This window comes from Streptomyces sp. NBC_00435, from assembly GCF_036014235.1.
GTDB lineage: Bacteria > Actinomycetota > Actinomycetes > Streptomycetales > Streptomycetaceae > Streptomyces.
The window spans coordinates 1-12,307 of the sequence record NZ_CP107925.1 but is presented as its reverse complement, the minus strand read 5'-3'; the positions used below and the strand labels follow the sequence as shown (position 1 = coordinate 12,307).

At 66.8% G+C, this 12,307-nt stretch carries 8 protein-coding genes and 2 pseudogenes; 6 read left to right on the top strand and 4 right to left on the bottom strand.

Going from position 1 to position 12,307, the window contains the following annotated elements:
- The first annotated feature begins 351 nt into the window (after positions 1-351).
- Positions 352-1,553: pseudogene (locus OG389_RS35845) on the top strand (IS110 family transposase).
- On the opposite strand, the gene OG389_RS35840 reads toward OG389_RS35845, so the two are convergent.
- Entirely contained in the window at positions 1,546-2,031 is a 486-nt protein-coding gene (locus OG389_RS35840; RefSeq protein ID WP_328304436.1) for a hypothetical protein, read from the bottom strand. The pseudogene OG389_RS35845 and the gene OG389_RS35840 sit on opposite strands and share 8 nt — an antisense overlap.
- A gap of 240 nt (positions 2,032-2,271) precedes the next feature.
- Between OG389_RS35840 and OG389_RS35835 the strand changes: the two genes are divergently transcribed.
- The gene (locus OG389_RS35835; protein WP_328304434.1) at positions 2,272-2,712 is read left to right on the top strand and encodes a hypothetical protein; all 441 of its coding nucleotides are present in this window, start codon (positions 2,272-2,274) and stop codon (positions 2,710-2,712) included.
- A gap of 622 nt (positions 2,713-3,334) precedes the next feature.
- Here OG389_RS35835 and OG389_RS36950 read toward each other — a convergent pair.
- A complete protein-coding gene (locus OG389_RS36950; protein ID WP_443059491.1) occupies positions 3,335-3,607 on the bottom strand; it encodes a hypothetical protein in 273 nt (90 codons plus the stop codon).
- 1,006 nt (positions 3,608-4,613) lie between these two features.
- Between OG389_RS36950 and OG389_RS35825 the strand changes: the two genes are divergently transcribed.
- Entirely contained in the window at positions 4,614-4,949 is a 336-nt protein-coding gene (locus OG389_RS35825) for a MerR family transcriptional regulator (protein WP_328304431.1), read from the top strand.
- Positions 4,950-5,780: 831 nt separating this feature from the next.
- Entirely contained in the window at positions 5,781-5,951 is a 171-nt protein-coding gene (locus OG389_RS35820; RefSeq protein ID WP_328304429.1) for a hypothetical protein, read from the top strand.
- 328 nt (positions 5,952-6,279) lie between these two features.
- On the opposite strand, the gene OG389_RS35810 is transcribed toward OG389_RS35820, so the two are convergent.
- Positions 6,280-6,492: a cold-shock protein gene (locus OG389_RS35810; protein WP_328304427.1), complete on the bottom strand. Its 213-nt coding sequence runs from the start codon at positions 6,490-6,492 to the stop codon at positions 6,280-6,282.
- 433 nt (positions 6,493-6,925) lie between these two features.
- Here OG389_RS35810 and ligA point away from each other — a divergent pair, with 433 nt between their 5' ends.
- Together ligA and OG389_RS35800 are read left to right on the top strand one after the other, a co-directional pair.
- Positions 6,926-8,965 carry an NAD-dependent DNA ligase LigA gene (gene ligA / locus OG389_RS35805; protein WP_328304425.1) on the top strand — a complete coding sequence of 680 codons (2,040 nt, stop codon included), beginning with the start codon at positions 6,926-6,928 and terminating at the stop codon, positions 8,963-8,965.
- A gap of 1,226 nt (positions 8,966-10,191) precedes the next feature.
- A pseudogene (locus OG389_RS35800) lies at positions 10,192-10,960 on the top strand (transposase).
- Between the two features lie 9 nt (positions 10,961-10,969).
- On the opposite strand, the gene OG389_RS35795 reads toward OG389_RS35800, so the two are convergent.
- Positions 10,970-11,260, bottom strand: a complete 291-nt coding sequence (locus OG389_RS35795; protein WP_328304423.1) for a hypothetical protein — start codon at positions 11,258-11,260, stop codon at positions 10,970-10,972.
- Positions 11,261-12,307 lie beyond the last annotated feature (1,047 nt).

The following is a 12,307-nucleotide window of genomic DNA, read 5'->3' as shown; positions in this document are numbered from 1 at the left end:
GCATCGATCCCCGGGCCGTACCGGGACCTCTGCACGGCTTGGTTCCCCGGCGGTGGCTCAGCCTCGCTGCCGACCCCGTACGCGCACCGTCTGGACCGGTACTAGAACTCCCCCCATTACCGTCTTCGTTGGCTCCGCAATGGGGCTCCCGGCCTCCGGACACGGCATGACTTCCCCCCTTGTTAACCATGATCCGGGGGGTGGTGTCACTGGGCCCGGAGGCACTGACTGACCGCTGATTAGGGGCTTGACCACCGACTTTTCGCAGGTCGGGAGGCTCTTCATAATGTGGATGTGGCGATCGGTGCCGTGGGTGAGGCCGGGAGGAAGTACGACCGGAGGACGCACGTGATCGACACCGGCGACATCGACGTCTACCTCGGCCTGGACGTCGGCAAAGGCGAACACCACGCCACCGCTGTGACCCCGGCCGGGAAGAAGGCGTTCGACAAACGGCTGCCCAACACCGAGCCCAAACTCCGTGAGCTCTTCGCGAAATTGCAGGTCAAGCACGGGACGGTGCTGGTGGTCGTCGACCAGCCGGCTTCGATCGGAGCCCTGCCGCTGGCGGTGGCGAGGGACATGGGCTGCCCGGTCGCCTACCTGCCCGGATTAACGATGCGGCGGATCGCCGACCTCTATCCCGGCGAGGCCAAGACCGACGCGAAAGACGCGTTCATCATCGCGGATGCCGCCCCGCGCGATGCCCCACACGCTGCGGTTCATAGACCTCGAAGACGAGACGATCGCCGAGCTGGAGATGATCGTCGGGTTCGACGACGACCTGGCCGGCGAAGCGACCCGGGTCGCGAACCGGCTCCACGGCCTGCTCACGCAGATCCATCCGTCGCTGGAGCGGGTGCTCGGGCCTCTTGCAACACCCGGCAGTGCTGGCCCTGCTGGAACGGTTCGGGTCACCGGCCCAGATCCGCAAAGCCGGCCGACGCCGGCTGGTCACGCTGCTGCGGCCGAAGGCCCCGCGGATGGCCGAGCGACTGGTCGAGGGCATGTTTACCGCGCTGGACGAACAGACCGTGGTGGTGCCCGGCACCGAGGCGGCCTCGCTGATCGTTCCAGGCCTGGCCGGCTCCCTCACTGCCGCCCTCGACCAGCGCAAACTGCTGGCCGGCCGGATCGAGGAACTGCTGGAGGCCCACCCTCTTTCGAAGGTCCTGATCTCGACGCCGGGAGTCGGCATCAGGACCGGAGCCCGGATCCTCATCGACGTAGGCGACGGCAGCAACTTCCGCTCCGCGGCCCACCTCGCCGCCTATGCTGGTCTCGCCCCAGCGACCCGTAAATCGGGCTCATCGATCCGCGGCGAACAGCCCTCCCGGACGGGAAAGAAGCAGCTCAAACGGGCCTTCTTCCTCTCCGCGTTCGCCGCCCTGGGCGACCCAGCATCGCGGGCCTACTACGACAAGAAGATCAGCCAAGGCAAACACCACACGCAGGCTCTACTCTGCCTGGCCAGACGGCGGGCCGATGTCCTCTTCGCGATGCTCCGTGACGGCACGTTCTACGAGTCCCGGCCTGCGGCCGCGGTCACATGACCAGCGGCTCAGCCAGAAGGACGACCCGATCGGACTCGACATCGAAGCCGAGCACCGGATGGCGGTAGTCGCCCTCCGGATCCATCAGGACCGGCTTGCCCAAGCGTCGCCCGATCTCCCGGAGGAAACCGCAGAACACATCAAGTCGTTCCTGGCCCTGCAACTCCCGCAGGTCGACGTCGAAGTCGATGACCTCGTCGTCTTTGAAACGGAAGATCGCCAGCACGTCGGAAGTCGGCCAGACCCGCAGGTCCGGGCACTCAGCGTCCGCCGGGCGGGACAGCACGGTCTCCGCACGGGGCACCGGCAGCACCGTCTCACCTTCGGAGTACTGGCACTTCCAACCCCTGGACTCGACAAGATCGAGGACCGCTTGCCAGTCCTCCACCGAACAATCCGGGACACGCACGTCCGGCAGCGACCCCATCAGGTCCGGGTCGAAGAAACAGCTCACGTCATCCCACAGAAGATCAGCCACACCGCCATGCTGCCTGGCCGTTCGATCCAACGCAGCCTCGATTCCCTTGACCAAAGAGATAGGGGCACCCCCCCCACGGGACCACGGTCGCCCCAATCCGATCAGTGCCTTCGCGCGCTTCCTCCGCCACGGGGATCTCCCACACCGCGGGCCAGGTGTCGCGGCGCTGCTTGCCGGTGCTGCGACGTCGGCGGGGTCCTGGTGCGCGGGTGGCGCGGCCGGGCAGGCTACTTTGCTTGGATGAGTCTTCTTGATGATGTGGCCGAGCGTGATGGCTGGCGGTGCTGGGTGTGTGACGAACCGGTCGATCCCGACGAGTCGGTGAACGACCCGCGGGGGCCCAGTGTCGACAGCCGGACGGCCGACCGGAAGGCCAAGGTCGCCGAGCGGCTCGCGCACCGCGGGTGCAATACCCGCAAGGGTGCGGTCAAGGTGGTCATCGCCTGGCCGGAGCGCCTGTACGTAGTAGAACCCGCGCCGCTGATCGCCGTTGCCGACAGGCTGGAGCGCAAGGGCGGCCGCGAGATGGTGGGCCGTTGTCCGACCAGGAAGGACGCCCAAGAGGCGGCGGACTGGCTGGTGGACCGGTTCTCCCGACTGGTACCGGGGCTGCCGGTGACCGCCGGCATCGAGGCGGGCGGCGGCCAGTTCCTCGTCATCCTGGCCACCGGCCGCCGCTGATCGGGCACCACCGCCTTCACACGGGCGAAGCCCAGGTCTACTTCCTGGACGGCAGGACGGCGCGGCCGAAGGAGACCGAGGAAAAGGAAGACGCCGAGTCCTACTACGTGCCTGACAAGCGTGTCCGCAGTACCGGGGCCGAGAAGTGCGACGCGAAGATTGTTACCTACGGCATGCCGGGCATGCCCTAAACGGTCTTCGGGACTACATCATGCTGCTCGCGCACGGTGCTCAGTTGTTCTTACAGTTCTTTGGCGGGCACGGTGGTCTTCCCCTGCTCGCGTTAGGGCATCAGCACCATCCCGTGCACTTCGCATCCCGCGAAGCAGGGAAGAGATTTGGCTGAATGCAGTTTCCGGGACGACTGGAAAACCTCTATATTTATGGCCGTCTTCGGATAGGTATGCAGGAAAGGCTCAAAGCTACCTCAAGTTGCTTTTCTGGAGCGCTGACCAGCTGGTACCTTCGCTCTGGATCAAGGAGGTGTGGTTTATGGCCGGTTCTGCAGTGTGTGGATTTTTGATTGGGGAGCGCGAAGGCGAAGCGCATTTCTTCCGCTGCCCTGGCGGCTTTAATTGCAGGAAACGTAGCCCTTAGTCTGGAAGTAATAATGGCCAAGATCTTATTCACTCTCCTCTGGGCCGGAGTCCTCATTGCCGCTAACGGGGCGCTCGATGGAATCACCTGGGCGCAGTATCTGGCGACTTTTCTGCTCGGAGGATTCTATGCGCTGGCTTTCGCGAAGGCGAAAGTCTTCCGTACTGCCAGCCAAGAAGGACCAGAGTAGCTGCGCAGTCTGTTTGGTGGCCCCTTTCCCTGCTTGACGCACTTGAATGCCGCCCTCGGGTGTGGGTGTGATGACGGTGGCGTTGGCGTTGGTGAGTTCGTCGACCATGTGCCAGCCGAATCCGCCGGTGCCGTCGAGGAGGTCGGGGGTACACGGCATCCGTGGGCTGAGGTCTTGCACGGCGACCTCGATGACGCCGGGGTGGGCGGTCAGGCAGCGGAGGAGCTGTGCGCTCGCTGCTCGTCGCGGTCAGCACGTGCTCCGGGGTCCGTTGCCGGCGTCGGGCCTTGCCTGCCCGGTCGCTGTGCCCTCGTCCGTAGCGGCCGAACCCGATCGCACCCGATTACCTCAGAGTCGGGCACCTGAAAATCTATCTTGGCTGGAGTAGACATTGGGCAGCGTCCTGGCTATGGTTTCTCTCGTAGCCCAGAGAGACAGAAGGGCCCGGCAGGGACGAACTGCCGGGCAGTAGTACCCGCAGTTGCAGTGCGCAGGACGGTGCGGTGGCGGAGTGTCGAAGCCAGAGCGGTTGCAGGACGGCGACGGGACTGGCGGCCGGACCGGGTGGCCCGCAGTGATCAGGGGCCGCCGTGAGCAGTACCGCGGTTTGACGCAGACGGCAGTACCCAGCAGTGAATTCAGTAGGAGTGGTACCTCGGTGAAGGCGTCGGCTGCGGGCGCGCGCACCGGGAGGTTCGGCAGTGGGGTTCCAAGCCAGAGCAGACGCACGATGGGCGACGGGGCTGGCTGCCGGAACGTGGCGCTCGGTCAGGTCGCGAAGCAGTAGGCAGTACGCAGTAACCGGTAATACCAGCATTACGCAGTCCCCCGCAGGTAAGCAGTTGATCACCAGAGGGAAGAACGGAGGAGCTCAAGCGCCATCAGGATCGCCCAGGCCGGCAGTTCGAAGTCTGGGTACCGCAGGACATCGTGAGTGAGGTGGTCTCCGGTCAAGCAACCGCGATCCCCGCGCCCCCGACAGCATCTCGGTCGGGTCAGCGGACACAAGAGGCCGGCGCAGTTCCAGGGCCGGTAGATGGTGTAGTCAGTTCCTTCGGGGCCCTGGTGCCGTACGGCACCAGGGCCCCTCCACGCGTTCCACGACAGAGGTGCGATGACAGCAGACGACTCGTTCGGCCGTCTCGATGACGACGACTACCCCGCCTACACGATGGGCCGGGCGGCAGCCATGCTCGGCACCACCCAGGCCTTCCTCCGCGCCATCGGGGAAGCACGCCTGATCACCCCGCTCCGCTCCGAGGGCGGCCACCGCCGCTACTCCCGCTACCAGCTGCGCATCGCCGCACGCGCCCGGGAACTCGTCGACCAGGGCACCCCCATCGAGGCCGCCTGCCGCATCATCATCCTCGAGGACCAGCTCGAGGAAGCCCAGCGCATCAACACCGAATACCGCACCGTGGCTGCCGCGGCCCCCAAGCCTGCGGCCTGACTCGGCACAGCCCCGCCCCTGCCGCTCCGCCGGCAGACATGCGGTCCACCGCCCTCCTCACGGCCCTGACAGGTCGCCGCCACCCCATCCCGCGCCCAACGAACCCGCCCAGCCCGAGCACTGTCGCGTCCGGCCCGAGTGTCGAGACTGGCCGTAGGGCCGCATTGAGCCGCGTGTTCTGCGCCCTACGCATCGTCGGCGCCCTGGTCCGGCTCTATGTCCTGCCCATCACCCGCATCGTCGAGCTGACCACCGAGCGGTTCTACCGCGAGGAGAACGGCGCCTACTTCACATTCGACCGGAACCCCGTCCTGCTGCCCCCCAAGCTCGCCCACCTGATCGAGCAACAGATCACCCGGCCTCGCCCCACCTCCATGCTCCGCCGGGCCTCGGACGCCGGACTTCTGCTGCGTGGTCGGCCACCCACCAAGCCTCGAAGCGCCTCCAGCGTCACCAACCTGATGAAGCAACACGGCATGCTCGAAACGGTGAGCGAGCTGCCGCCGGCGTCTCCGCCAGCAACGCTCACACCCGGGCCGGCTTCGCACAGGGCAGCTGGGCCGACTACCTCGCGGCATGCCAGGAGGGCGGATAAGGCCGAGCTCTATCCGTGGGCTTCGTCCGGCCCCGGCCACTTCAGATTTCGATGCGCCGTTGCCACCGCGGCAGGTGCTGTGGAGCGAACGGGTCGTTGGCTGTTCTACAGAGGACGCGGGCGTCGACGGGGGCCAGCGCGGCTCGCAGTTCTCGTCGGCCCCGGGACCGAAGGTTCCAGGCCGCCACTTCGAGCAGCGTGCGGATATGCCTGGTTGGAACATCCGAATACCTGTAGTGGTCGCAGCCATACGCGAGAAGATCACCGAGACCCGTCGCTTCATCACCCGCGGCATCGCCCCGCACGCCGTACTGCAGCCCAAGGGCCGGTGGAGCCGGCACCTGAACACCCAGCTCAACTCCGTCGAGTCCACACTCGGCGTGATCGTCGACCACATCGACGTGTGACCCGGTGGGGGCCGGCCGCTCTATGGCCAGCCCCCACCCTCATGAAGGGAGGGGACGTTGGCCCGGCGCCGCTGCTACCCCTCGGACACCTACGGCGACGAGTGGGCATTGATCCAACCCTTCCTGCCTGTCCCGGCCTGCGAGACGGTCCGTGGCGGGAGGCCGGAAAGCACCCGCGGTGCGAGATCACCTCGGCCGGGTAGCGGCGATTCCGGTACGACGGCACCACAGACGACACGACCGGCGCCCCATCGCAGGGGTCCCTGCTGGCCGCCCGCACGCGGTAGATCGGCGAGCTTGAAGGCGTTGTCTGGAGGATCCGGACGGACTACTCCGGCCGGACCTGTGCGGCCTGCATGCCTTTCGCGCCTCTTTCCGGCACATAGGAGACTGTCTGACCTTCCCTGAGGCTCTTGAAGCCGTCGCTCTCAATGGCCTTGAAGTGGACGAACAGGTCGTCGCCCTCACCCTGCGGGGTGATGAACCCGAAGCCCTTTTCCCCGTCGAACCATTTCACCTTGCCGGTCTGGCGATCACTCACGCGGCTTCTACTCTCCCTGCAGATCTCGATCACTGGCGCAGAGCACCTTCCCCCCGTGGGCAGGGCGAAAAACCAACTACGCGGTGTTGGACCCTAAGGGCTGAATGAGCCGGATCGGCCCTCTGCCCTCACCCTCGGAAGTGGGGCGGTAAGCGTTTCCTCATGTGGTTCGCCGCTCGCCGATAACCGCAATCGAAGTCGCGCATAGGAAGCCGCGCGCCGTGACCCACTGGTAGCGGATCTCCGCTGCTCAAGGGCGCTGGCCGTGATCTACGACCTCGGGGCGGAGGCGGCGGCCCTGACCTGGACGTCCGGGGAAGCCACGCCCCCTCCGACCGGCCCTCTCTGGTGTTGCGGGGCCGTGCTGCCGCTGCCCGACTAGCTGGCCAGGGGTGCGGCGGTGTTGTCAGTGGGGGGCAGGATGATGACGTTCATGACCGAAAACAGTGCCCTGCATTCTCCTGCCGCCTACGCAGAGGCCGTGGCAGCTGCCCTGGCCGCGTCGGCCGCCTACTACGGCGACGGGACCACCCCGCTCGGTGACGACGAGTACGACGGGCTGCTGCGCGCCATCGCGGCCTACGAGGAGGCGCACCCGGAGGAGGTGCTTGCCCAGTCGCCGACCGGGAAGGTTGCGGGCGGGGCGGTGCAGGGTGACGTGCCGCATTCGGTGCCGATGCTCTCCCTCGACAACGTCTTCGATGCCGATGAGCTCGCCGAGTGGGCCGTAGGGCTGGAACGGCGTCTGGGGCGCCCTGTGGCCGGGTGGTGTGTGGAGCCGAAGCTCGACGGCCTCGCGGTGGCCGCCCGGTACCGGGGCGGTCGGCTCGTGCAGGTCCTCACCCGCGGCGACGGCCTGGCCGGCGAGGACATCACCCACACCGCCGACGCCGTCCTCGGTCTGCCGCCGGTCCTCACCAAGCCGATCAATGTCGAGTTGCGCGGCGAGGTGCTGCTGACGACCGCGCAGTTCGAGGAGGCCAACCGGATCCGGCTCGCCCACGAGGCCACGCCCTTCGCGCACCCGCGCAGCGGAGCGGCCGGCACCCTACGGGCCAAGGACCGCCCCTACCGGATCGAGTTGACCTTCTTCGCCTACAGCGCGATCGGCTTGGACGACCTCGGCCACGTCGCCCTGTTGGAGAACCTGGCCGCACTCGGCGCGAACACGGCAGCCAGCACGGCCGCCGCCCCGAAGCGATACGAGACGGTGGAGCAGGTGCAGGAACGCATCGACGTGATCGCCGGCCTGCGCGCGGACCTGCCGTTCGGGATCGATGGTGTCGTCGTCAAGGCCGACACGGCCGAGGACCAGCGGCAGGCGGGCAACGGCTCGCGCGCCCCGAGGTGGGCGGTGGCTCGGAAACTGGCGGCCGAACACAAAGTGACGCGCCTGCTGGCAGTGGAGTGGAACGTCGGCCGGACCGGGATCATCGCCCCGCGCGCGGTCCTGGAGCCCGTGGTCATCGACGGGGTGACGGTCACCTACGCCACGCTCCACAATCCGTCCGACATCACCCGCCGAGGGCTCATGATCGGCGACCAGGTGTTCGTGTACCGGGCCGGCGACGTGATCCCCCGGGTCGAGGCGCCGCTGGTCGACCAGCGCACCGGCGGGGAGAGCCCGATCGTCTTCCCCGAGGAGTGCCCCCGTTGTGGCGACGCGATCGACACCTCCGAGCAGCGGTGGCGGTGCGTGCGCGGGCGGAGCTGTCAGGCCGTGGCCTCGGTGATCTACGCGGCAGGCCGCGACCAGCTCGACATCGAAGGTCTCGGCGCCACGCGCGCGATCCAGCTGGTGGAGGCCGGTCTCGTCAACGACGTCGCCGACCTGTTCACGCTGACCCGCGAGCAGCTCCTCGCTCTGGAGCGGATGGGCGAGACCAGCGCCGCCAACCTCCTGGCCGCGATCGAGACTGCCCGTGGGGCCGCATTGAGCCGAGTGTTCTGCGCCCTGGGTGTCCGCGGCACGGGGCGAACGATGTCCCGCCGGATCGCCGCGCACTTCGGGTCGATGGTCGCGATCCGGGCCGCGGACGCGGACATGCTGGCCTCAGTCGACGGCATCGGCGACGAGAAGGCCCGCGTCATCGCGGCCGAACTCGTGGAACTTGCTCCGCTCCTCGACAAGCTCCAGGCCCAGCAGGTCGGCATGCAGGTCACTGAGCCACAGCAGTCCGCGACCGACGGAGATGACGGCGAGGACTCGGCGGGCGGCCCGTTGGCCGGACAGGCCGTCGTGGTAACGGGCTCCATGACCGGCCCCCTTGCGGTGTTGTCCCGGAACGAGATGAACGAGCTGATCGAGCGGGCCGGCGGAAAGGCATCGTCGTCGGTGTCCAAGCGCACCACCCTCCTGGTGGCGGGCGAGAAGGCCGGCTCAAAGCGCACCAAGGCCGAAGAACTGGGCATCCGAATCCTCGACCCCGAGGAATTCGCCGTCCTCGTCGCCGACCTCCTCCCCACCACCTAGCCATCAATCGGTCGGGCCCTACCGCGGGTCAGGAATGATCCAGGGAGAAGGTCAGCCTGCCGGGACGAGCCATGAGGGCACGGTAGATCCGTGGCCCCGCAAAATGGGCGGCGACTGGATTTTTGCTGGTGGAGTTGCGTGGGACTGTGGCTGTCCAGCGTGTTCGATTGAGCGTGTCGCAGGGGGCGCTGTTCCGCGCTGGTGGACGACCGTGCCGCCTACGCGCAGCGTCCCCCGTCTGGACCCTTCGGTGGTTCAGGAGCGAAGTGCGGGAAATGTCGAGCAGTGCGAAAGGTATGAGCGAGTATGAAGCAGTGGGTTGTTTTGCTTGCCGGTGTTGTGGCTGTGGCCGGTGGTGTCGTCATCGCGGCCCCGACCACCGGTCAGGCGTCCGCGGCGGACCGTGGACAGCCTGTTTCCGTCCCCGCTCCGCGCGCGACTGTGGCGTTCGGTTCCCAGCTGTCCGTGTCTGATCCTGACCTTGTCACGCCGTTCAGCGAGTGGGGTGTGGGCCGGCGGACGCCCCGTTCTTAGGCGTTCCTTTCGGGTCATCTTGCTGACGAGATGGCGATGGTGGGGAGGTGGGGTTCGGCGCAGGTGTTGCGGGGGATGTGTCCGTCGTTTTCGAGCGCATCGAACCCCGTTCGGGCGGCCCTGACACTTGCGTTTCCCTTGTTCTGTCTACGAGGTTCCCCCTGCGGTACTTCTGTCTGCGGCTCCAGCGCAGACCACAGCTGATCTCTGGCGATCACTTCGGACAGTAGGGCAGGCCTCGGAGCGCACGAGCCCCACTTGCTGACTCGCGACGGAGAACTCCGGGCCGACTGACGACGGTTTGGTGGGAGGCCCTCTGTATGAATGACGTCCGGACGAAGCCCTGTATTCCAGAGTCTATCCAAACTCTAGAATGAAGCATGCATGGAGAGTGGCATGATCGGACCATGCTGCGTGTTGTGGGGCCGAGGCATCGTGGTCATGGGTTTCCGGCGTTCGGGTGTGCGGATTTCTTTCCCGATGATGCGGTGGAGGACTGGAAGGTTCTCCTCGTCGGGGGTGTGGCTTCGGATCTGCGTGCTGTGGTGCCGATGAGGAATGACGGTTTCATGGTGTTGGAAGTCCCCGGGAGACTGTGTTCGGGGCCGGCTGCGACGAGTAGGAGCCGGCTTGTCGAGGTTGCTGTCCAAGGGCTGTCCCGTAACGGTGTTCATGGGTGGGACGATCGCTCCGTGGCTGTTGTGATCACTGCGTCTGCTGTCCTGGATACCTCCGGTCAGCGGTCTCACCCCTCGACAGTTCAGCAAGCTGGTCACTGCTCTGCGCCGTCGAGGTGCACATGCAGCGCGTCCGGGACGTCCTTGGACGCTTTGCTTCGAGGACCGCGTGCTGCTGGTCGTTGAGTACTGGCGAACCAACCTGACGATGCGGCAGCTCGCGCTCTTGTTCGGCGTTTCGAAGTCCACGGTCGACCGCGTAGTCGATGACCTGGGGCCGCGTCTGGGATTGATCCAGCGGCAACGCTTCCGCAAGGGCACTGTTCTCATCGTGGATGGCACGCTCGTGCCGACTCGCGATCACACCCTCGCCCAGCGATCCAAGAACTATCGCTACTCCACCAACCACCAGGTGGTCATCGACGCGGACACCCGCCGGGTCGTGGTTGTCGGCCGGCCGCTGCCCGGAAACCGCAACGGCTGCAAGGCCTGGGAGGAGTCGGGCGCCAAGGCCGCGGTCGGTCGCGCAGTCACGATTGCCGATGGCGGCCATCCAGGGACCGGCCTCGTGATTCCCCACTGCCGCGAGCCCGGACAGTCCGATCTCATGCCCTGGAAGGGAGAGCACAACAGATCTCATAAGCAGGTCCGTGCCCGCGTCGAGCACGTCTTCGCCCGTATGAAGACGTGGAAGATCCTCCGTGACTACCGTCTCAGAGGTGACGGCGTCCACCACGCCATGCTGGGCATCGCCCAGTTGCAGAATTTCGCCCTGAACCAGTGACCGCGAGGGTCAACCCAGCTCAGCCACGTCAGAGCCAGCAGGCTTCGGGGGCCTCTGGTGACCGCATTCCAGCCGGGTTCCGTTGGCGTCCGTCACTGTGTACTCCAGGACAATCTTGGTCGGGTCGCCGTCCTCATAAGGCCATACCGTGATGCCTCCCTCCCAGATGAGGGTGGAGAACCAGACATCGATCCCCTCGGCTTCAGGTGTGACCGTGAAGACCTCCCCGGGCTTCAGATAGAAGTCCTCACCGTACGGCTCGATGAAGAGACAGAGATCGCCATTGCCTGCGTTCTCCACAGGCAGCCTGCTGCGTCCCACTCGTCCCCCGAGACCGCCACTCCGATGATCCATTCCACAGTATCCGCCCGCACCAGCCCCGCCGGACTGAAGCCGTCTGTCCCTCCAAGTCCGTTGCGGGACAGCCCTCAGTGGGTCGAGCTTGCCGAGACGAAGGACGGGGCCCCAGCAGAGATGGTGGTTGAGATCCTCACAGAGGTAGCCGATCTGGCTCGTATAGCAGGCGACCTGGGCCAGCCCCTGTACTGCTGGTACTTCGCTTCCTGAGCCAGAAATCTCCCCAGTCGTGACACCAGACCTGGACACAGGCAGCCCCTGCTGCTGGCGCTAGGCCCGGGGAGCGGGCCCTTGGCCCTGGAGGCGGAGCTGGAAGGGTCGGGGTGGGAGCGAAGCGGACACCTCAACGGGCCGAAGGCCCGGCCCCCGTGAAACGGGGTCACTTCCCAAGCGAAGCGAGGAAATCCTGGCCCGCGTAGCGGGCCTCTCAGGTGGAGCGCAGCGGAACCGGAGCAGTCCCGAGCGAAGCGCAGGACACCGGCCCGAAGGGCCGACTCTGGTTAGACGAAGCCGAGCCCGCCGAGCGCAGCGAGGCGTTTCATCGCTCCGGAGCGAAGCGGAGGAGCCAGGCCCCGAAGGGGCCTCGGCCGAGCACAGCGAGGCCGGTCTCTCCTGAGCGCGCAGCGCTCAGGTACCCGCTCCGGAGCGCGCAGCGCCTCCAAGTCCGCTCCGAAGCGGAGGACACCGGCGTGACCTTAACCGCGAAGCCGCCAGCTCCGGAGCGCAGCGAGGGAGTTCCCTTCCCCCAGTCCCCAGGGCTCTCCCCCTTCCCCGGAGCGAAGCGGAGGGGCCTGCCCCGAAGGGGCAGCCCTAGGCCGCGAAGCGGCCGGCCCCCCCCGAGCGTAGCGAGGGGGTTTCCTCCGCCGGAGGCGCGCAGCTGCCCCCGGGTCGCAGGCGAAGCGGAGGACCTTCAGCACGCGCAGCGCTGACCCCTGGCCGCTGAAGCGGCCAGCCCCGAGCGCAGCGAGGGGCTTCCCTTCCCAGGCGCGC